Source organism: Burkholderia sp. GW821-FHT14F03 (genome assembly GCF_058803765.1).
Window position 1 is genome coordinate 103,609 of record NZ_JBXAPG010000021.1, and the last position, 19,888, is coordinate 123,496.

The 19,888-nt window shown below is 69.9% G+C and carries 16 protein-coding genes; 10 read left to right on the forward strand and 6 right to left on the reverse strand.

Features of this window, described 5'->3' with window-relative positions; genetic code table 11:
- Window positions 1-217: 217 nt before the first annotated feature.
- Window positions 218-3,796 (reverse strand): indolepyruvate ferredoxin oxidoreductase family protein, encoded by a 3,579-nt coding sequence (locus AC1RQF_RS16430; protein WP_273999394.1) that lies wholly within the window; start codon window positions 3,794-3,796, stop codon window positions 218-220.
- A 317-nt stretch (window positions 3,797-4,113) separates the two neighbouring features.
- Between AC1RQF_RS16430 and AC1RQF_RS16435 the strand changes: the two genes are divergently transcribed.
- Entirely contained in the window at window positions 4,114-4,728 is a 615-nt protein-coding gene (locus AC1RQF_RS16435; RefSeq protein ID WP_273999396.1) for a glutathione S-transferase family protein, read from the forward strand.
- Here the strand turns inward: AC1RQF_RS16435 and AC1RQF_RS16440 are convergent.
- Together AC1RQF_RS16440 and AC1RQF_RS16445 are read right to left on the reverse strand one after the other, a co-directional pair.
- Window positions 4,715-5,638 carry an ion channel gene (locus AC1RQF_RS16440; protein ID WP_492872489.1) on the reverse strand — a complete coding sequence of 308 codons (924 nt, stop codon included), beginning with the start codon at window positions 5,636-5,638 and terminating at the stop codon, window positions 4,715-4,717. The genes AC1RQF_RS16435 and AC1RQF_RS16440 overlap by 14 nt on opposite strands.
- Before the next feature lie 185 nt (window positions 5,639-5,823).
- Window positions 5,824-6,843, reverse strand: a complete 1,020-nt coding sequence (locus AC1RQF_RS16445) for a sulfate ABC transporter substrate-binding protein (protein ID WP_492872483.1) — start codon at window positions 6,841-6,843, stop codon at window positions 5,824-5,826.
- Between the two features lie 659 nt (window positions 6,844-7,502).
- On the opposite strand from AC1RQF_RS16445, the gene dapA reads away from it, so the two are divergent.
- Complete coding sequence (gene dapA, locus AC1RQF_RS16450; protein ID WP_492872484.1) at window positions 7,503-8,396, forward strand: 4-hydroxy-tetrahydrodipicolinate synthase; 894 nt, start codon at window positions 7,503-7,505, stop codon at window positions 8,394-8,396.
- 470 nt (window positions 8,397-8,866) lie between these two features.
- On the opposite strand, the gene AC1RQF_RS16455 is transcribed toward dapA, so the two are convergent.
- Entirely contained in the window at window positions 8,867-9,628 is a 762-nt protein-coding gene (locus AC1RQF_RS16455; protein ID WP_273999400.1) for a DUF3472 domain-containing protein, read from the reverse strand.
- 774 nt (window positions 9,629-10,402) lie between these two features.
- A complete protein-coding gene (locus AC1RQF_RS16460; protein WP_492872485.1) occupies window positions 10,403-11,332 on the reverse strand; it encodes a LysR substrate-binding domain-containing protein in 930 nt (309 codons plus the stop codon).
- A 98-nt stretch (window positions 11,333-11,430) separates the two neighbouring features.
- On the opposite strand from AC1RQF_RS16460, the gene AC1RQF_RS16465 reads away from it, so the two are divergent.
- From AC1RQF_RS16465 to AC1RQF_RS16475, 3 genes are all read left to right on the forward strand, one after another.
- A complete protein-coding gene (locus AC1RQF_RS16465) occupies window positions 11,431-12,699 on the forward strand; it encodes an MFS transporter (RefSeq protein WP_273999403.1) in 1,269 nt (422 codons plus the stop codon).
- 413 nt (window positions 12,700-13,112) lie between these two features.
- Window positions 13,113-13,406: a hypothetical protein gene (locus tag AC1RQF_RS16470; RefSeq protein WP_273999405.1), complete on the forward strand. Its 294-nt coding sequence runs from the start codon at window positions 13,113-13,115 to the stop codon at window positions 13,404-13,406.
- Between the two features lie 48 nt (window positions 13,407-13,454).
- On the forward strand, window positions 13,455-15,572 hold the full coding sequence (locus AC1RQF_RS16475) for a phosphocholine-specific phospholipase C (protein WP_273999407.1): 2,118 nt from the start codon (window positions 13,455-13,457) through the stop codon (window positions 15,570-15,572).
- 156 nt (window positions 15,573-15,728) lie between these two features.
- Here the strand turns inward: AC1RQF_RS16475 and AC1RQF_RS16480 are convergent, their stop codons facing one another.
- Window positions 15,729-16,355: an RBBP9/YdeN family alpha/beta hydrolase gene (locus AC1RQF_RS16480; RefSeq protein WP_273999410.1), complete on the reverse strand. Its 627-nt coding sequence runs from the start codon at window positions 16,353-16,355 to the stop codon at window positions 15,729-15,731.
- 151 nt (window positions 16,356-16,506) lie between these two features.
- Between AC1RQF_RS16480 and AC1RQF_RS16485 the strand changes: the two genes are divergently transcribed.
- The 5 genes from AC1RQF_RS16485 to AC1RQF_RS16505 are packed head-to-tail and all read left to right on the forward strand — an operon-like array spanning window position 16,507 to window position 19,667.
- Window positions 16,507-16,944, forward strand: a complete 438-nt coding sequence (locus AC1RQF_RS16485) for a VOC family protein (protein WP_273999411.1) — start codon at window positions 16,507-16,509, stop codon at window positions 16,942-16,944.
- Between the two features lie 5 nt (window positions 16,945-16,949).
- Complete coding sequence (locus AC1RQF_RS16490; protein WP_273999413.1) at window positions 16,950-17,927, forward strand: 2-hydroxyacid dehydrogenase; 978 nt, start codon at window positions 16,950-16,952, stop codon at window positions 17,925-17,927.
- A gap of 51 nt (window positions 17,928-17,978) precedes the next feature.
- Window positions 17,979-18,911, forward strand: coding sequence for a hydroxymethylglutaryl-CoA lyase (locus AC1RQF_RS16495; protein ID WP_273999414.1), 933 nt, complete (start codon window positions 17,979-17,981; stop codon window positions 18,909-18,911).
- Between the two features lie 37 nt (window positions 18,912-18,948).
- Entirely contained in the window at window positions 18,949-19,455 is a 507-nt protein-coding gene (locus tag AC1RQF_RS16500; protein ID WP_492872486.1) for a YbaK/EbsC family protein, read from the forward strand.
- On the forward strand, window positions 19,347-19,667 hold the full coding sequence (locus AC1RQF_RS16505; RefSeq protein WP_492872487.1) for a DUF1289 domain-containing protein: 321 nt from the start codon (window positions 19,347-19,349) through the stop codon (window positions 19,665-19,667). The genes AC1RQF_RS16500 and AC1RQF_RS16505 overlap by 109 nt, the downstream gene beginning before the upstream one ends.
- Window positions 19,668-19,888 lie beyond the last annotated feature (221 nt).

The following is a 19,888-nucleotide window of genomic DNA, read 5'->3' on the forward strand; positions in this document are numbered from 1 at the left end:
GCCGCGAATGCCCGGCAGCAGTTGGTATGGTGGCGGCCCGCCTGTCGCGCGGCCGCCCCGTGTTTCGCGCGCGGCGCCCTGCCGGCTCTCGATCCGGCTGACGGGCCCGTCGCCGCGCGATCGCCACTATAGCAAGCAGCCCGCGCCGCCGCGTCGCGCGCCGACAAAAAAGGCCGGCCGGGCTCGCGCCCGCCGGCCCTCGCGGACGATCGGCGGCTTACTTCGCCACCACCACCGGAATCCCGCGCAGCGCGCCCGCGCCCTTCATCTCGTCGAGCGCGTGCTGCACGGCCGCGCCGGTCGAGGCGGACAGCGACAGCCGCGCGGCCAGTTCGCGCTCCGCGCGCTTCACGCCGGCGAGATTCGCGAGCTTCACGTGGCCGTAGCCGCGCACCTTCGCGTGCAGCTCGGCCAGCTGCGCGACCTGCGCGGCATTGTCCGGCGTCAGGATCGCGAGCGCCGCGCGCAGCGTCGTCTCGTAGTCGTCGGCCAGCGCGCGCTCCATGCGCCGCTCGACGGTCCGGCCGAACGGATCGAGCCAGGTGCCGCGCAGCCCGCGCACGCGCGCGAGCGTGCGCAGCACCGGCCACAGCCACTGGCCGAACACCTGCTTGCGCGGCGCCGCGCCGCCCTTGCCCGGCTTCGCCGTGGTCGGCGGCGCGAGGTTGAACCGGATGCGGAAGTCGCGCCCCGCGACGCCCTCGAACTGCGCTTCGAGCGCGCTGCGGAACGCGTCGTCCGCATACAGCCGCGCGACCTCGTATTCATCCTTCACCGCGAGCAGGCGGTGGAAGGTGGTCGCGACCGCGCGCGTCACGCGCTCGTCGCCGCGCGCGCGCGCCTGGTCGACCAGCGCCCGATAACGGGCGGCATAGCGGGCGCCGCCGTACTCGACCAGCCGCGCCTCGCGGTCGGCGATCAGCGCGTCGAGCGTCACGGGCGCGGCCGCGACGATCGCGGACGCCGCGTGACGCGCCTGCCACAGCGCCTCGAGCCCGGCCGGATCGGCGGCCGCCATCCGGCCCACCGAGAACGCGAGCCGGTTCATCGGCACCGCGACGTTGTTCAGCTCGATCGCGCGCATCAGCGCCGCGTGCGACACGGGCACGAGCCCGAGCTGCCACGCGAAGCCGAGCATCAGGATGTTCGCGCCGATCGTGTCGCCGAGGAAGCGGCCCGCGAGCGCCTGCGCGTCGCAGCTCGACAGGTAGCCGTCGCCCGCCGCGTGGTGCATCTTCTGCAGCAGCGCGTCCGCGTGCAGGCTCGCGTCCGGGTTCTGCACGAAGGCCGCATTCGGGATCGCATGCGTGTTGACGACGATCCGCGTGCGGCCGTGCCGCACCGTCTGCAGCGCATCGCCGCTCGCGCCGACCACCATGTCGCAGGCCAGCAGCACGTCGGCCTGCTGGGTGTCGATCCGCACCTGGTTCAGCCACTCGTCGCGCGCGGCGATCCGCACGAACGACAGCACCGAGCCGCCCTTCTGCGCGAAGCCCATGAAATCGAGCACCGAGGCGCTCTTGCCTTCGAGGTGCGCGGCCATGCTGATCAACGCGCCCACCGTGACCACCCCGGTGCCGCCGACGCCCGTCACGAGCATGTCGTACGGCGCCGCATCGAGATGCGTGGCCGGGCGCGGCAGCGCCTCGACGCGCGCGGCGAGCGCCGCTTCGTCGAACGCCGCGCCCGCGGCCTTCTTGAGCTGCGCGCCCTCGACCGTGACGAAGCTCGGGCAGAAGCCGTTCACGCACGAGAAGTCCTTGTTGCACGACGACTGGTCGATGCGCCGCTTGCGGCCGAGCGGCGTCTCGAGCGGCTCGACCGACAGGCAGTTCGACTGCACGCCGCAATCGCCGCAGCCTTCGCAGACGGCGTCGTTGATGAACAGGCGCTTGTCCGGGTCGGGGAATTCGCCCTTCTTGCGGCGCCGGCGCTTCTCGGCCGCGCAGGTCTGGTCGTAGATCAGCACCGTCACGCCCGCCGTGTCGCGCAGCTCGCGCTGCACCGTGTCGAGTTCGCTGCGGTGATGGAAGGTCGTGCCCTTCGGGAACAGACCGTGATGGCCGTCGTACTTCTGCGGCTCGTCCGACACCACGACGAAGCGCGACACGCCTTCTGCCTCGACCTGCCGCGCGATCTGCGGCACCGAGATGCTGCCGTCGACCGGCTGGCCGCCGGTCATCGCGACCGCGTCGTTGTAGAGGATCTTGTAGGTGATGTTCGCGCGCGCCGCGACCGCCTGGCGAATCGCGAGGATGCCCGAATGGAAATAGGTGCCGTCGCCGAGGTTCTGGAACACGTGGCGCGTGTTCGTGAACATCGCGTGCGCGGCCCAGTCGACGCCCTCGCCGCCCATCTGGATCAGGCCCGTCGTGTCGCGCTCCATCCACGAGGCCATGAAGTGACAGCCGATCCCCGCCTGCGCGATCGAGCCCTCGGGCACCTTGGTGGACGTGTTGTGCGGGCAGCCCGAGCAGAAGTACGGGGTGCGCCGCACCGCGTCCGCCTCGTTCGACAGGATGCTCGGCGCGACCAGATCGACCACGCGCGCGCGGCGGTCGAACGCCGGCTTGTGGCGCGCGAGCCAGTCGGCGAACACCGGCAGGATCCGCGACGGGCGCAGCTCGCCCAGCTCGGACAGCAGCGGCGCGCCCGCCGCGTCGTGCTTGCCGAGCACGCGCGGACGCGCATCGGCGGCGCGGTTGTACAGGTAGTCCTTGATCTGCTGCTCGATGACGGGCCCCTTCTCCTCGATCACGAGCACTTCCGACAGGCCGTCGACGAACGCATCGATGCGCGACATCTCGAGCGGGAACGACAGGCCGACCTTGTAGATCCGCACCCCGGCCGCGTCGAGGTCCGCGGCGGTCAGGTCGAGGCGGCGCAGCGCTTCCATCAGGTCCAGGTGCGCCTTGCCGCAGGTGACGATGCCGACGTTCGCGTGCGCGCTCTTCGCGATCCACTTGTCGATGCTGTGGACCCGCGAGAAATGGCGCACCGCATCGAGCTTCGCGGCGAGCCGCGCCTCGATCGCGAGGCTCGGCAGATCGGGCCAGCGGTTGTGCAGGCCGCCCGGCGGCGGCGTATAGCCTTCCGGCGCGGGCCACTCGAGCTGCAGCGCGTCGAGGTCGACGGTCGAGCCGGATTCGACCGTCTCCGAGATCGCCTTGTAGCCCACCCATGCGCCCGAGAAGCGCGACAGCGCCCAGCCGTACAGGCCGAATTCGAGCATGTCGGCGAGGTTCGACGGGTTCACGACCGGCATGTGCCACGCCATCATCGTGAAATCGCTCTGATGCGGCATCGACGACGACACGCAGCCGTGATCGTCGCCCGCCACCACCAGCACGCCGCCGTGCGGCGACGCGCCGAACGCGTGGCCGTGCTTGAGCGCGTCGGCCGCTCGATCGACGCCCGGCCCCTTGCCGTACCACATCGCGAACACGCCCTCGACGGTGCGCTCCGGATCGGCCTCGACGCGCTGCGTGCCGAGCACCGCCGTGCCGCCCAGCTCCTCGTTGATCGCCGGCAGGAAACGCACGCCGCCCTGGTCGAGCAGCTTCTTCGCTTTCCACAGCTGCTGATCGACCATGCCGAGCGGCGAGCCGCGATAGCCGCTGACGAAGCCCGCCGTGTTGCGCCCCTGCGCCGCGTCGAGCGCGCGCTGCATCAGCAGGAGCCGCACCAGCGCCTGCGTGCCGGTCAGGAAGATCCGGCCGCGCGTCGCGGACAGGTTGTCGGTGAGCCGGTAGTCGGACAGGGGCGGGGCGCCGTCGATCGGCAGGCGGGCGTTCATAGGGGGCTTGTCTCCTGATTATGCGGTTCGCGTCTCGTGCGCGATCGTCGGTCGAAAAGCGAAATCGATGGATTTCGGCACGCCGACGAATGGACTCTATTTTTTCGCGCCAATCGGAGAAATTTTTTTCTTATCTTGATCGCGCGCAGACGTCCGGAGAAAAACTGTCGACGCTTTTCGACCGATTTGAGTGAGATCTGCCGGCGCGGTGCGCGGGTCGCGCCGGGCGCGCGATGCTGCGGCGCAATATCCGGCGCGCGCTCGCGCGGCGGCGGGCATCACGCTAGAGTGGCGGGAACCGGTGAGGAGACTGTGCGATGAAACTGTATTACTGGCCCAAGACCCGCGCGTTCCGCGCGCTGTGGATGCTCGAGGAGATCGGTGCGGCCTACGAGCTGGTGCCCGTCAACATCCGCGCGCACGAGCAGGACGGCGACGCGTTCCACCGCGTGAATCCGATGGCGAAGCTGCCGGCGCTCGAGGACGGCGGCATGCCGTTCGGCGAATCGGGCGCGGTGCTGCTGTACCTCGCGGACCGCTATCCCGCCGCCGGCCTCGGCGTGCCGCTCGACGATCCGCTGCGCGGACGGTTCCTGCAGTGGATGAACTTCACGCCCGCCTGCCTCGAACCCGCGATGGCGGAAAAATTCACCGGCGCGGCCGGCAATCCCGCCGCGTTCGGCTGGGGCAGTCTCGAACGCGTGCAGCAGGCGCTCGACGCCACGCTCGACGGGCAACCCTGGCTGCTCGGCGAGCGCTTCAGCGCCGCCGACATCCTGCTCGTGAACACCCTGGAGATCGCCCTCTCCGCCGGCCTGCTGCCGCGCGAGGGACGATACGGCGCGTACGTGGACCGCGCGCACGCGCGCGACGGCTACCGGCGCGCGTGCGCCGTCGAGGCGCGCGAGCTGGCGCGCCTCATGCCCGGCTGAGATCGGGCCCGGCGGGCGGCTCCACCGGCACGACGTCGTTGAAGCGGCTGTAGTCGATGTGCGTCATGCCGTCGACCTCGCTCATCAGGTCGACATAGCGATGATTCCAGCGGATCGCGTCGTGCTCCCACGCATGGCGCGCCTGCATCACCTGCGCCGTGGTCTCGTCCGAGCCCTCGATCATCAGCATCAGGAGCGCGGCGCCCGTCGCGAGCGATTCGGGCGTCGCGCCGTGCAGCGGGCTCGTCTCGTCGATCACGTGCATCAGGCTCCAGCCGAGCAGGAAGATCGGATGCTCGTGGCGCACCAGCTTCAGGTCGTGGATCTTGAGCATCCCGAAGCCCTCGGGCGAGCCTTCCTTGCGCATCAGGCGCAGCTTCGCGCGCGCCTCCGCGATCACGTTCTGGCGCGCGTTCGCGACGCGCATCATCAAGGTCATGCGGCCGTTGAGCATGCGCACCACCACGTGACGCGCGAACAGGATCTTCGCGCGCGGCCGCGCGAAGCGCGCGAACACGAGCCCGGTCGACAACGCGATGCCCGACATCCCGACGAAGATCTCGAGCGTCGCGATCAGGTGTGCGTAGTAGGTCTGCGGATGCATGTCGCCGTAGCCGACGGTCGCGAGCGTCTCGACGCTGAAGAAGAACGCACCCGCGAAGCCGGGCGGCGACTGGTTCGCGATCGGCGCATGGCCGAGCAGGTACAGGCCCGCGAACACCGTGTTGTTGACGAGGAACAGCACGGCGAGCGCGGCGAAGAACACCGGCCAGCTGACCTTGAGCGCCCAGTAGTAGAGATCGCGCCAGCCCGGCGCCGCCATGCCGTGCGCGGTCACGAAGCGCGTGCCGGACCAGATCTTGCGGCCGCGCGTCGCGCGGGGGGCGGAGGAAACGGGATCGTCGGGCATCGCGCGGCGGGGCTGGGCCAAGGTGCGCCGAGGGTAGCATGGCCGGGCGGGAAAACGACTGCGTGTTTTCGCTGTCTCCGGCCGGGGTGGGCTCGGACGCCGTTTCGATAAAAAAACGGCGGCCCCGGTTCCGGGCCGCCGCTTCCCGCCCCGGCTGCGCGCGCCGGGCGCGTCAACGCCTCACGTCACTTCCGGTCGACGATGATCTGGTCGAAGGTCCCGCCGTCCGCGAAGTGGGTCTTCTGCGCGTTCGCCCAGCTGCCGAAGACCTGTTCGACGCTGAAGGTCTTGAGCGGCTTGAACTCGGCCGCGTGCTTCCTCAGCACCTCGGGATCGCGCGGGCGCAGATGGTGGCGCGCGATGATCTCCTGCGCGGCCGGCGTGTACAGGTACGCGAGATACGCCTGCGCCACCTTGCGCGTGCCCTTCTTGTCGACCACCTTGTCGACCACCGCGACGGGCGGCTCCGCGAGGATGCTCGCGGACGGATACACCGCCTCGAAGTCCGCGCCCGACGCGCCGGTGTCCATCAGCGCGACCTCGTTCTCGAACGTGACGAGCACGTCGCCGATGCCGCGCTGCGTGAACGTCGTGGTCGCGCCGCGGCCGCCCGAATCGAGCACCGGCACGTTGCGGAAAATCGCCTTCTCGAATTCGAGCGCCTGCGCGTCGCCCGCGCCCTTCTGCTTCTGGTAGCCCCATGCGGCCAGATACGCGTAGCGGCCGTTGCCCGAGGTCTTCGGGTTCGCGATGATCACCTGCACCCCGGGCTTCGCGAGATCGCTCCAGTCGCGGATCTGCTTCGGATTGCCCTTGCGCACCAGGAACACCATCGTCGTCGAGTACGGCGAGCTGTTGTGCGGGAAGCGCGCGCGCCAGTCCTTCGACAGCAGCTGGCCGCGCTCGGCGAGCAGATCGATGTCGTTCGGCTGGTTCATCGTCACGACGTCCGCCTGCAGGCCCTGCAGCACCGACAGCGCCTGCGCGCTCGACGCGCCGTGCGACTGGCGGATCGCCACGGTCTCGCCCGCCTGCTGCTTGTAGGCGGCGACGAAGCTCGCGTTGATGTCCTTGTACAGCTCGCGCGTGACGTCGTACGACACGTTCAAGAGCGCCGTGTCCGCCTGCGCGAGCGACGCCGCGCCGAGCGCCGCCGCGACCACGCCGGCCCGCAGCCAGCCGCCGATCCCCAGGGTGTGCTTCATCTGATGTGCTCCGCTTGTGTTGTGTCAGGTAACGGTAAGCAGCGATTCTAGCGGCTGCGCGCCGCGCGGGTTCCAATCTGTCGTGGAAAGGCATGCGCGCCGCGCGATAAGCGGCCGGCCGCGCGGCGCGTTCGGCGCGCCGGGCGCGGGGCGAGGCGCTCGCGCCGCCGCGCGAACGGGGCGGCGGTCCTCGCCGGCATCCGGCGCGGGCATCACGTGCACCGGCAAAGGTCGCCGGGCCGCCGCGGGCCGGATCGACCCACCGGACGACATCACGCACGCGGTGCGGTGCCCGATGACGCACCGTTGATGAGACGGCTTGGCGACGGCGACCGCCACCGGGTCCCGCGCATCGCGCACCGCCGCGGGCCGGATTGTCGACGCGGCGGCCGCGATGCTATGATGGCCGCTCAGTTTTCATCGACCACCCGCCATGTCGCTCCTGTCCCGTTCGCTCACGCTCCTCGCCGTCCCGGCAGGCCTGCGCGCGGCTGGCCTGAAACTGAAAAAACGACACCTCGACTGACGGGGATGTCGCGTCCCGTCAGGCGATCCGCCGGACGGGCCCCCACCTGCGCGCACGCGCTCCTGGCTGCCTCACCCGGCGCTCCGCCGGCGGAACGGTTCCGTTCAATCCGTTTCCGACAAGGCCCATCACCATGCAAGTCCGTTTCGAAGGCATCTGGCTGCCGATCATCACGCCGTTCCACCAGGACGCCGTCGACCACGCGGCGCTCGCCCGTCTCGCGCGCCACTACGCGGCCGAGGGCATCGCCGGGTTCGTTGCCGGCGCAACCACCGGCGAAGGCGCGCTGCTCGACGCCGCCGAGGTGCACGCGATCCACGCGACGCTGCGCGACGCCGCCCCCGGCCTGCCCGTCGTGCTCGGCGTGTCGTCGATCTCGACCCGCGACGCCGTGGGGCGCGCCCGCGAGCTGGCCGCGCTCGGCCCGGCCGGCCTGCTCGTCACGCCGCCCGCTTACGTGCGGCCGTCGCAGGCCGGGGTCCGGCAGCATTTCGAAGCGGTCGCCGTCGCGGCCGACCTGCCGATCCTCGTCTACAACATCCCGTACCGGACGGGCGTCGAGGTGTCGCTGGAAACGCTGCAGGCGCTCGCCCGCGATCCGCGCATCGTCGGCGTGAAGGAATGCGGCGGCGGGATCGACCGGATGATGCGGCTCGTGCACGACACGCCGCTGCGCATCCTGTCCGGCGACGATCCGCAGAACTTCGCGGCGCTGTGCGTCGGCGCGCACGGCACGATCGCCAGTTCCGCGCATTTGCTGCCCGCGTGGCACGTGCGGATCCATGCGCTGCTGCGACGGGGCGAACTGGCCGCCGCGCGCCGCCGCGCGGTCGCGCTGCAGCCGCTCGTGCGGGCGCTGTTCGAGGAGCCGAATCCCGCGCCCGTCAAGGCGCTGCTCGCGATGCTCGGGCACTGCGAGGATGGCCTGCGGCTCCCGTTCGTGCCGGCCGGCGACGCGTTGCGGGCGCGCTTGCGGACGGTGTGGGAGGCGTTGGAGAAGGTGGAGGAGACGGAGGGGGTTGCATGAGGGCGGCGCGGCGCGATCGGCCCTGAGCGGCGTGCCCGATGAATCGGCCGAACCACGATGCGATCGGTCGCGGCGGCACCTCGAAATGCCGCGCCCGTCGCGCGCGGGCGATCTCCAGTGACGTTTCGAATCAGCGGGCCGGCAATTCCCACCGTGATGCCGGAGCCGTTTGGCAACGACCCGATGAAGGCTGAAGCCATCGATGCCCCGACGCCGGCGCCCGCTCGGCCAACGCTCTGGAGCAACGCGCAATCGAGCCCACCATCGGGACCATGCAGGCTGATGGTGGGCCCGGTCGGAACCGGCTGAAACCGATCACGCGATGCGGCGCGGCGTCGGGAAACGCCGAGGCTTCTCGACGCCGTCGCGCCTTGTTGCTTTGCGTGGAACGCCACGCCTCATCCTTGGCGCTTACTTGAAGCAACGCCGCGAAAAATGCGTCGGTTCAGATCGATATTTCAACTTCAAATTTACTGATAGATGAAAACCGCATTATTTTCACCTGAATTATGCGATCCGCACGCTACATTGGAGGGATAGTTCGGCTTAAATGTGATGGCGCCATTGTTGGCGGTCGGATATTCAAAGTAACCTGTCGCCGGTTGCTTTGAATTACAAACGACATCGGGGTTGGTCACGCTATTCAAGGAATAACTCTCGATCCAGTTCACGGAATAGCTGATCAGGTTTTGCCCGGACCGGCTTGTAAGATAGCCAATAGCCGTCTCAACACCCGTGGAGGTGTCCTGCACCGTCCCGACCCAGGTGACGCCATTGGGCGTGGAGGCGGTCTCCCAAAGGCGAAGGCGATATCTCACGCCGACCTTCCAGTTGTAATTGCCCATGCAGCGCCAGACGGGCCCGTTTTCCGCTCCACCTTGGCAATTGAACCCCGACGTTGTGGCCGTTCCCGACGTTGCATTCCACAATGAAAAGATTGCCGTCTTGCCATTCGGCGTATCCTGCAAGCCGATATAACCCGTATCGCCACCTTGCAGATAAAATTCATGCGACCAGAAATTCATGGGCTGGTCCGCGGAGATCGTAATATATTGATCGAGATTCCAGGCCCCGGTGCCTGCCGGGTTGGTCCAGTATTGATGCGGCCCACCTGCGGCCGCATATACCGGCGCTTCCATTGCGGTGAAAGCCAGCAATGAGAACAAGAGGGATTTCTTTAAAAAAGAAATGACAGCACCGGCATGCGGGCGGGAAATTTTCACAGTACTCACGTTAGTCTCAATAAAAGATTGGGGGATGATTGAAGGTGGCAGCCGCTGCTGCACAAATCCAATTTGAGGACACCGGTTCTCCCTGCAATTGAAATTCAGTCGGGGCGAGCGGACTGTGCGCGGACAGGCTCGGCCACCCGATGAAAGCGCCCGTTCGGGCCGCTCCGGTCGACTGGCCCGACCTGGCGCGCGCACGGAGAATGCCGCGCGAGCCAAGCTGTTCTTGACTTGACCCTCGAGCGACGAAATAGCCGCCAGATGTCTCCCGCACCCACGATCTCCGCGCCCCGGCATTGCACGCTTGCGGGCGGAATCGACGGTTGCGCGCGATGGTGGCAATCGCCGCGTCCAGTCGAGCGCCATGCCTGTCGCCTCTCCCCATGATGTCTACGCGCATGCCGGGCGGCAACAGGTGAGCAGGCAGGACAACACGTCGGCGTCGGCCATGTCGGATAGCGCGCGGATCCGCATTTCGTTAGCAAGGCGAATTATGGAATTTGATCACTATGAATGCGCGATTGCCGCCCAGACAACACAAATAATCTGAACTTGACAATCCTTTGCAAACAAGCGCGGCCGGAAAGGGGCTCGCTCGTTCGAACGGTTTTCCGGGATTTTTGAATGGAAACGCCAAGGCAATCATGCTGCCAATTTGAGCTCTGCGCAGATCGATGCGTTCGCCCCTCCGGCTGATTTCCGACGCACGTTGAACGCGGAAATCCTGACCGCCTCGAATTCGCGCGCCATTCGCCTCACTCGCGGCCTTCCGCTCCTTCACGCCGCCAGCGGCGGCGCCGCCTCGGCCGGCGCGCGCACCGCCTGCAGCATGATCTGCGCGAGCCGCGCGACCGTCGGCGTCGCCGCCGAGGTATTGCGCAACAACATCAAGGGCAAGTTCGGCAGCGCGGGCAGCCCGCGCCCCGCCGGCCCGTCGAGCGCGCGCACCGACGCGGGCAGGCCGTAGCGCGACCGCACCGTCACCCCGAGCCCGGCCGCCGCGGCCGCCCACAGGCCCGCGAGGCTCGGGCTTGCGAACGCGATCCGCCACGGCACGCCGGCCCGGTCCAGCGCGGCCGTCGCCGCGTTGAAGAACGCGCACGGCCGATCGAACACCACGAGCGGCAACGGTTCGTCGGCATCGAACGCGACCGGCGCCGCGGCGCCGATCCAGCGCATCGGCGCGTGATCGATCACCTCGCCCGCCAGCCCCGCGCGCGCGTCGAGATCCACCGCGCCGGCGTCGCCCCACACCAGCGCGAGATCAAGCTGATCCGTGTCGAGCCGTTCGAGCAGCTCGGCATTGCGCGCGACCCGCGCCTCGATCCGCACCTTGGGATGCGCACGGGCGAAGCGCCCGAGCACGTCCGGCAGCACCGCCTCGCCGAAATCCTCCGGCAGGCCGATCCGCACCCAGCCGTCGAGGTTCACGCCGCGCACCGCGGCCGCGGCCTCGTCGTTGAGTTCGATCAGCCGCCGCGCGTAGCTCAGCATCGACGCCCCCGCGTCGGTCAGCTCGAGCCCGCGCCCCGCCTTGCGGAACAGTGGCGTGCCCGCCTGCGCCTCCAGCTTGCGGATCTGCGCGCTGACCGCCGACGACGAACGTGCGACCCGGTCGGCCGCCTTCGCGAAACTGCCCAGGTCCATCCCGGCCACCAGGCTGCGCAGCGCGGCGATGTCGAAATTGGTCTGCGACATGGCAATCATCCTGTTTTATCGAACGATCAGTTAAAAACTTTCCGATATTCAGGATGAATGTACGGCGCGACACTCCCCATCGTCAATCTCTCCCCGCGCCCGCCGCCATGAACTCACCCGCCCTGCCGTGCCCGCCCGCCATCCGGCCCCCGTTGCCCGCGTCGCACCGCTGGCGCGTGCTGGGCGTCGGCGTGGCCGCCAACATGAGCTTCTCCGCCGCCGCGACCGGCATCCCGACCACCGCCGTCTGGCTGCGCAGCGCCTATCACTTCGGCAACGACGGGCTCGGCTTCGTGCTGGGCGCGCTCGGGCTCGGCATCGCGCTGTCCGAGCTGCCGTGGGGCATCGCCGCCGACCGCTGGGGCGACCGCCGTGTGCTGCTGGTCGGCCTGCTCGCGACCGCCGCCGCGCTCGCGGCGATGGCGGGCGCGGTCGCGCCGTCCGGCGACGCCGCGCCCTCCGCGTGGCGGCTCGCGCTCGCGCTGTTCGGCGTCGGCCTGCTCGGCGGCAGTGTCAACGGGTCGAGCGGGCGCGCCGTGATGCGCTGGTTCGGCGTCCACGAGCGCGGCCTCGCGATGAGCATCCGGCAGACCGCGGTACCGCTCGGCGGCGGCGTCGGCGCGGCGCTGCTGCCAGCGCTCGCGGCGCACGTCGGCTTCATCGGTGTGTTTGGCGCGCTCGCGCTGCTGTGCGCGGCCTCGGCCGCCTTGACCTGGTGCTGGCTGCACGAGCCGCCGCCCGCCGCGCCGGCGAGCCCTGCCCACCCGGTTGCCGCACCCGACGCCGATGCGCGCCATCCGCTGCGCAGCGGCCCGGTCTGGCGCATCGTGCTCGGCATCGGCATGCTGTGCGCGCCGCAGTTCGCGGTGCTGTCGTTCGCCACGGTGTTCCTGCACGACTACGGCCGGTTCGGTCTCGCGAGCATCAGCGCGGCGATGGTCACGCTGCAGGCGGGCGCGATCGTGATGCGGATCTGGAGCGGCCGCCACACCGACCGGCACGGCAACCGCCGCGCCTACCTGCGCGGCGCGGTGCGCGTGGCGGCCGGCGCGTTCGCGCTGCTCGCCCTCGCGACGGCGGCCGGCCCGCGCGTGCCGCTCGGCATTCTGGTCGCGCTGCTCGTGTTCGCCGGCATCTGCGTGTCGGCCTGGCACGGCGTCGCTTATACCGAACTCGCGACGCTCGCCGGCGCGGAGCGTGCAGGCGCCGCGCTCGGCATGGCGAACACCGCGGTCTTCATCGGCCTGTTCCTGACGCCGCTCGTCGTGCCCCGGCTGCTCGCCGCAGGCAACTGGGGCAGCGTGTGGCTCGTCGCGATGCTCGTCGTGTGCGCGACCTATCCGCTGTTCCCGCGCCCGCGGCGTCGCGCGCACTGAAACAATCCGCGCGCGGCGTCGCGCCCCGCTCACGCCTCACGGGTCGGCCCGCGCGCGAAGCGCGCGGGCGCTTCACCGCTTCACCGCTTCACCGCTTCACCGCTTCACCGCTTCACCGCTTCACCGCTTCTCCGCTTCTCCGCTTCTCCGCTTCTCCGCTTCTCCGCTTCTCCGCTTCTCCGCTTCTCCGCTTCTCCGCTTCTCCGCTTCTCCGCTTCGCATCACGCCCGAGGCCCGCGCCTCTCCGCCGCCTCCGTCCTTCACCGATCACCAAGCCCCACCTCCTTGGTCAATCGTTAGTTATTCGAAAGCATTTCGTCATAACATGGCCGTCGCATTCGCTTCACGCAACCGACGCATCCTCTCTTCATACTTTAAGTCGTTCACGACCAGCCAAGTCCGGGAGACATCCGATGCGCCAGCGCGTCACCGCCGCCGTCCTTGCCGCCGCCGTGCTGCTTGCCGCCTGCAGCGACGACGCGACGCACGCCGCCCAACGCGGCGCGGCGGATGCGCCGTCCGCCGCGCCCGACACGCCGCGCGCGACGGACGGCGCGGCGAATGCTTTCAACAGCGGCGCCCCCGCCGCGCGCGCCTCGAACGACGCACCGCTCGCCCCGCCCGTCGTCCATTACCCGCCCGACGACAACGACGACACCCCCGGCTCCACCGCCACCGCGGCCACCGCCGCGTCGACGCCCGGCTGATCGCCCGTTTCCATCCCCACCGCAGAACAACTCGCCCCAGGTGAAAACATGACGTCAGAAAGTCGCCGCCGTTTCCTGCATACGATGACCCAATCCGCGGGCGCCGCCGCCGCGCTCACGGTGTTCCCCGAATCGATCCGCCGCGCGCTCGCGATTCCCGCCGCCTCGCGCACCGGCACGATCCGCGATGTCGAGCACATCGTCGTGTTCATGCAGGAAAACCGCTCGTTCGATCATTACTTCGGACACCTGCGCGGCGTGCGCGGCTACAACGACCGCTTCCCGATCCCGCTGCCGAACGGCAAGCCGGTGTGGTATCAGCCGTCGAAGGCGAATCCGGCGCAGCCGGTGCTGCCGTTCCGGCTCAACACGCTGACCACGAGCGCGCAGTGCATCGGCGACCTCGACCACTCGTGGTACAAGACGCAAGCCGCGATCGACGGCGGCCGCTACGACCAGTGGCCGGCGAACAAGACCGACATGACGATGGGCTATCACGTGCGCGAGGACATCCCGTTCCACTACGCGCTCGCCGATGCGTTCACGGTCTGCGACCACTACTTCTGCTCGCTGCCCGGCCCGACCCACCCGAACCGCTCGTACCTGATGACGGGCACCGTCGATCCGACCGGCAAGTTCGGCGGCCCGCTGCTCGACAACAACGACTACGTGGACGGCGACGTGCCGCCGCAATACCAGCTGCTGTCGTGGACGACCTTCCCCGAGCGCCTGGAGGCGCGCGGCGTCTCGTGGCAGGTGTACCAGCAGGGCACCAACGGCAACGATCCGCTGAACGGCAACTACGGCACCAACATCCTGCAGAACTTCGCGAACTTCATCAACGCGCAGCCGGGCTCCTCGCTGTACCAGCGCGCGCAGACAGCGCGCTCGCTCGACGACCTGAAGGCCGACGTGCTCGCGAACAAGCTTCCGCAGGTCTCGTGGCTGCTGCCGCCCGCGGCGTTCTCCGAGCATCCCAAGTACACGCCCGCCTACGGCGCGAACTACACCTCGCAGATCCTCGACGCGCTGACCGCGAACCCCGAGGTCTGGCGCAAGACCGTGCTGTTCATCATGTACGACGAGAACGACGGCTTCTTCGATCACCTCGTGCCGCCGCAGCCGGCCACGACGCGCGCGCAGGGCCTGTCGACCGTGACCGTCGAGGGCGAGATCCACAACGTCGTGAATCCGGGTCGCGGCGGCAGCTACACCGCCGACGGCCTGCCCTACGGCCTCGGCCCGCGCGTGCCGATGACGGTGGTGTCGCCGTGGACCAAGGGCGGCTTCGTGTGCTCGCAGGTGTTCGACCACACCTCGGTGATCCGCTTCATCAGCGAGCGCTTCGGCGTCGACGAACCGAACATCACGCCGTGGCGTCGCACGGTGTGCGGCGACCTGACGGCGGCCTTCGACTTCCGCACCCCGGACGCCACGCTGCCGCCGCTGCCCGACACGAGCAACTACCGTTCGATCGCGGATCAGCTGTGCACCACCAAGCCCGCGCCGACGGTGCCGGCCCAGCCGAGCCCGATCGATCCGCAGGAGCCGGGCGTGCGGCCCGCGCGCGCGCTGCCCTATGAACTGCATGTGAATGCGAGCGTGCACGGCGGGCATCTGCGCATCGAATTCGCGAACCGCGGCGACCAGGGCGCGCACTTCTACGTGTACGCGGGCAACCGCAGCGACGGCCCGTGGCGCTACACGGTCGGCGCGCATCGCGCGCTGCACGACGAATTCGACCTGACGGTGACGAACGGCGCCTACGACTTCACGGTGTACGGTCCGAACGGCTTCGTGCGCAGCTTCGGCGGCGCGGCGCAGGCCGGCGCGCCGCATGGCGCGCACGCGGCGGCGCATCCGGAGGTGAAGGCCGGCTACGACGTCGCGAACGGGAACCTGTACCTGAAGATCGCCAATCGCGGCGGCGCGCGCGTGCAGCTGACGCTGACCGACAACGCGTACGGCGCGCCCGCGCGCCACCTGACGCTGCACGGCGGCGAGGAACGGATCGAGCAGTGGTCGCTCGCGTCGAGCCATCACTGGTACGACGTCACGGTGTCGGACGGGACCAGCGGCGGCTTCGCGCGCCGCTTCGCGGGCCACGTGGAGAACGGCCGCCCGAGCTACTCCGATCCGGCCGCGGTCGCGCCCGTGAGCGCCTGAACGCCGCCCGCGAGCCCGACGCATGCGCCGGGCTCCGGCGAGCGGCTCGGCCGGAGCGTCTCGGCCGAACCGGGACAGCCCGATCAGCGTACGCTGGCCGGGCTGTTTTTCATGGCGCGGCGCGTATCGAAGAAGACCGCGACGGAGCGGGCGCGCTCAGGCCACGGTCGCGATCGCCGCGTGCGGCGGCGCGGCCTCGAACTCGCCCGCCTCCTCGCGGAACCGCAGCGGCGCCGCGCAATGGATCAGGGTGTCGACGAAGTACTTCGCGCGCGGCCAGGGGCCGTAGCCGGCCGCCGTGTTGACGTGGCCCGCGTCGCCGAGATTGACGAACGCGCCGCCGAGCCGCTGCGCGAGTTCGCGCGCATCCTCGATGCGCATCCAGGGGTCGGTCTCGCTGCCGATCACGATCGACGGCACGGCGAGGCGCCGGCCCTCGAACGCGCCGGCGAAGGTGAACTTGGCGGGACTCGCGGGCGCGACGAACAGGACGCCCGCCACCTCCGCGAGCGGCGCGCCGGGCTGCGCGAGCGCATGCGCGGCCGCGAGGCAGCCGAAGCTGTGCGCGGCCAGCACGAACGGCCCGCGTTCGCGCGCGAGCAGGTCCAGCAGCGACTGCGCCCAGCGCGCGAGGTGCGGCGCGTCCCAGTCGTCCTGCTCGACCCGCAGCGCGCGCGCGAACTGCCGCTCGAGCCAGGTCTGCCAATGCGCGCCCTCGCTGCCGTGCAGTCCGGGAACGGTCACGAGCCGCGGCGGCCAGGTCGATTTGCTGCATGAGCGCATCTTTGCCCTCGCTGATGCTGGTGGTCCGGTCGCCATTGTCGGCGGCGGCGCGCGCGCGACGAACCAATTTTTCGTGCTTTGCATTTCGACGGGCGGCGGCGCGCGGCGCGCCGAAACCGTAGAATGAGGTCTTCATTCAGGAGACGCCCCCATGCCCGCCCCGCTGCCCGGCGCATTGCGCCCGTTCCATCTCGCCCTCCCGGTCACGAGCCTAGATCAGGCGCGCCGCTTCTACGGCGGCCTGCTCGGTTGCGCCGAGGGCCGCAGCTCCGCGCACTGGGTCGACTTCGATTTCTTCGGGCACCAGCTCGTCGCCCACCTCGCGCCCGACGAAACCGGGCGCGCCGCCGTCAATCCGGTGGACGGCGACGACGTGCCGGTGCGCCATTTCGGCGTGGTGCTGTCGATGGAGGAATGGGAGGCGCTGGCCGCGCGGCTGAAGGCCGCCGGCACCTTGTTCGTGATCGAGCCGCACCTGCGCTTCAAGGGCGAGGTGGGCGAACAGGCGACGATGTTCTTCCTCGACCCGTGCGGCAACGCACTCGAATTCAAGGCATTCGCCGACATCGACCAGCTGTTCGCGAAGTGACGCGCATGGAAATCCTGCTCTGCACGCCGCCCGGCCCGGCCGCCGCCGACTGGCGCGACGCGGTCGCGCGCCATCTGCCCGGCGCGCGGCTGCGCGTCTGGCAGCCGGGCGACGACGCGCCGGCCGACTACGCGCTCGTGTGGCGCGCGCCGCATGCGTTCTTCGCGCCGCGCGCGGGGCTGCGCGCGATCTTCAATCTCGGCGCGGGCGTCGATGCGCTGCTCGCGCTCGAACGCGCGCAGCCGGGCACGCTGCCGCGCGGCGTGCCGCTCGTGCGCCTCGAAGACACCGGCATGGGCCAGCAGATGATCGAGTACGTGACCCACGCGGTGCTGCGCTACCTGCGGCGCTTCGACGACTACGCGCAGTTGCAGCGCGAAGGCCGCTGGCAGCCGCTGCCCGCGCATCCGCGCGCGACCTTCACGGTCGGCGTGCTCGGGCTCGGCGTGCTCGGCACGCAGGTGGCGCGCGCGCTCGCCGCGCTCGGCCTGCCGGTGCGCGGCTTCGGCCGGCGCGAGAAACGGGTGGAAGGCGTTTCCGTGTACACCGGCGCCGTGCACGCGAGCGCCGACGCGCACGCGGACCACGCCCGCCTCGACGCCTTCCTCGACGGCGTGAAGGTGCTCGTGAACCTGCTGCCCAGCACGCCCGCCACCGACGGCATCCTGAACGCGCGCACCTTCTCGCGGCTCGCGCGCGGCGCCTACCTCGTCAACGTGGCGCGCGGCGCGCACCTCGTCGAGCCCGACCTGCTCGCCGCGCTGGCCGACGGCCGGCTCGCCGCCGCGACGCTCGACGTGTTCGCGCAGGAGCCCCTGCCCGCCGCACACCCGTTCTGGCGCGAGCCCCGCATCACGATCACGCCGCATACCTCGGCCGAAACGCTGCACGCCGAGGCGCTCGAACAGATCGCCGCGAAGATCGACGCGCTCGCGCGCGGCGCGACGATCGGCGGCGTCATCGACCTCGCGCGCGGCTACTGAGGCGCGCCGCCCCTGCATTCATCGATATAACGAACCCCTCAGGAGACAGACATGACATTCCCGGCAGCCGTGAAAATCGTCGAGGTCGGCCCGCGCGACGGCCTGCAGAACGAAAAGGGTCTCGTGCCGACCGAGGTGAAGATCGCGCTCGTCGACCGCCTGTCGCGCGCGGGCTTCCGCAACGTCGAAGCGGCCTCGTTCGTGTCGCCGAAATGGGTGCCGCAGATGGCCGACGGCGCCGAGGTGATGGCCGGCATCGCGCGCCGTCCGGGCACCGTGTACTCGGTGCTGACGCCGAACCTGAAAGGCTTCGAGAACGCGCTCGCCGCGCGCGCGGACGAAGTCGTGATCTTCGGCGCCGCGAGCGAGGCGTTCTCGCAGAAGAACATCAACTGCAGCATCGCCGAGAGCATCGCGCGCTTCGAGCCGGTCGCGCGCGCCGCGAAGGACGCGGGCCTGCGGCTGCGCGGCAGCGTGTCGTGCGCGCTCGGCTGCCCCTATCAGGGCGAGGTGCCGGTCGCCTCGGTGGTCGACGTGGTGGCGCGCTTCGCCGCGCTCGGCTGCGACGAGATCGACATCGCGGACACGATCGGGGTCGGCACGCCGCGTCGCACCCGCGAGGTGCTCGCCGCCGTCACGCGGGCATTTCCGCGCGAGCGGCTGTCGGGCCATTTCCACGACACCTACGGCCAGGCGCTCGCGAACATCTATGCGGCGCTGTTCGAGGGCATCGAGATCTTCCATGCATCGGTGGCGGGGCTCGGCGGCTGCCCGTACGCGAAGGGCGCGACCGGCAACGTCGCGACCGAGGACGTGCTGTACCTGATGCAGGGGCTCGGCATCGACACCGGCATCGATCTGCAGCAGGTGGTCGAGGCGGGCGACTTCATCTCCACCGCGATCGGCCGCGCCAATGTGTCGCGCGCGGGCCGCGCGCTGCTCGCGAAGGCACGCAGCGCCACCGATGCGGCGTCCTGTGCATAATGCCCGCCGCCTTTACTTCCTGCTCAAGCGTGTTCTCATGACGACCTCCGCTTCCCTCGACGCCCTGCCCGATTCCGCGCGCCGCGTCGCACTGCTGCTGCGCGAGCGCGGCCACGCGAAACCCATCGTGATGCTGGCGGAAACCGGCAAGACCTCCGCCGAAGCGGCCGCCGGCCTGGGCTGCTCGGTCGCGCAGATCGCCAAGTCGATCCTGTTCCGCCGCCGCGTGGACGGCGCGCCGGTGCTCGTGGTCGCGAGCGGCGCGAATCGCGTCGACGAGGCGAAGGTGGCCGCGCAGGTCGGCGAGATCGGCCGCGCCGACGCGAAGTTCGTGCGCGACCACACCGGCTACGCGATCGGCGGCGTGTGTCCGATCGGGCATCTGGTCAAGCCGGTCACGCTGATCGACGCGGATCTGCTCGCGCTCGACAGCCTGTGGGCCGCGGCCGGCCATCCGCATGCGGTGTTCAACCTGACGCCGGACGAGCTGGTCGCGATGACGGGCGCGCCCGTCGTCGACGTCGCGCTGCGCGAGCAAGCATGAGCGAGATCGTCACGCCGAGCGTCCCGTCGCCGTGCACGGGCATTTGCCGGCTCGACGCCGCCACCGGCTGGTGTGAAGGCTGCCATCGCACGCGCGACGAAATCGCCAGTTGGCGCAAGCTCGACGACGAGGGCAGGCGCGCGGTGCTGGCGCGCCTCGATGCGCGACGCCCGCGGGCAGCGGCAGCGGCGAGCGTGACGGAAGGCGACTGAGCACGGCGCTGCGTCGCGCACCGGGGCCGCGCGCGGGTCTGAACGGGCGAGCCTCGCCGTCCGTGGTCCGCGGACTCATCCGATGGCGCGCCGCGGGCGCGTGAGGGTGAACGGGTGCGACGCCCGGCCTATCCTCGCCGCGCAAAAAAAAAGGTTCATCGCGGATTACCGGGGAAGGCAGCGCGGATCTTGAGGAAGAAGTATTCCTCATCCCGGTAGCC

Coding starts and splice junctions, on each gene's coding strand:
- dapA (WP_492872484.1), top strand. CDS start 7,503: ATGCAAGTCCGTTTCGAAGGCATCTGGCTGCCGATCATCACGCCGTTC.
- AC1RQF_RS16440 (WP_492872489.1), bottom strand. CDS start 5,638: ATGCCCGACGATCCCGTTTCCTCCGCCCCCCGCGCGACGCGCGGCCGC.
- AC1RQF_RS16445 (WP_492872483.1), bottom strand. CDS start 6,843: ATGAAGCACACCCTGGGGATCGGCGGCTGGCTGCGGGCCGGCGTGGTC.
- AC1RQF_RS16500 (WP_492872486.1), top strand. CDS start 18,949: ATGACGACCTCCGCTTCCCTCGACGCCCTGCCCGATTCCGCGCGCCGC.
- AC1RQF_RS16480 (WP_273999410.1), bottom strand. CDS start 16,355: ATGCGCTCATGCAGCAAATCGACCTGGCCGCCGCGGCTCGTGACCGTT.
- AC1RQF_RS16470 (WP_273999405.1), top strand. CDS start 13,113: ATGCGCCAGCGCGTCACCGCCGCCGTCCTTGCCGCCGCCGTGCTGCTT.
- AC1RQF_RS16490 (WP_273999413.1), top strand. CDS start 16,950: ATGGAAATCCTGCTCTGCACGCCGCCCGGCCCGGCCGCCGCCGACTGG.
- AC1RQF_RS16475 (WP_273999407.1), top strand. CDS start 13,455: ATGACGTCAGAAAGTCGCCGCCGTTTCCTGCATACGATGACCCAATCC.
- AC1RQF_RS16435 (WP_273999396.1), top strand. CDS start 4,114: ATGAAACTGTATTACTGGCCCAAGACCCGCGCGTTCCGCGCGCTGTGG.
- AC1RQF_RS16485 (WP_273999411.1), top strand. CDS start 16,507: ATGCCCGCCCCGCTGCCCGGCGCATTGCGCCCGTTCCATCTCGCCCTC.
- AC1RQF_RS16460 (WP_492872485.1), bottom strand. CDS start 11,332: ATGATTGCCATGTCGCAGACCAATTTCGACATCGCCGCGCTGCGCAGC.
- AC1RQF_RS16430 (WP_273999394.1), bottom strand. CDS start 3,796: ATGAACGCCCGCCTGCCGATCGACGGCGCCCCGCCCCTGTCCGACTAC.
- AC1RQF_RS16495 (WP_273999414.1), top strand. CDS start 17,979: ATGACATTCCCGGCAGCCGTGAAAATCGTCGAGGTCGGCCCGCGCGAC.
- AC1RQF_RS16465 (WP_273999403.1), top strand. CDS start 11,431: ATGAACTCACCCGCCCTGCCGTGCCCGCCCGCCATCCGGCCCCCGTTG.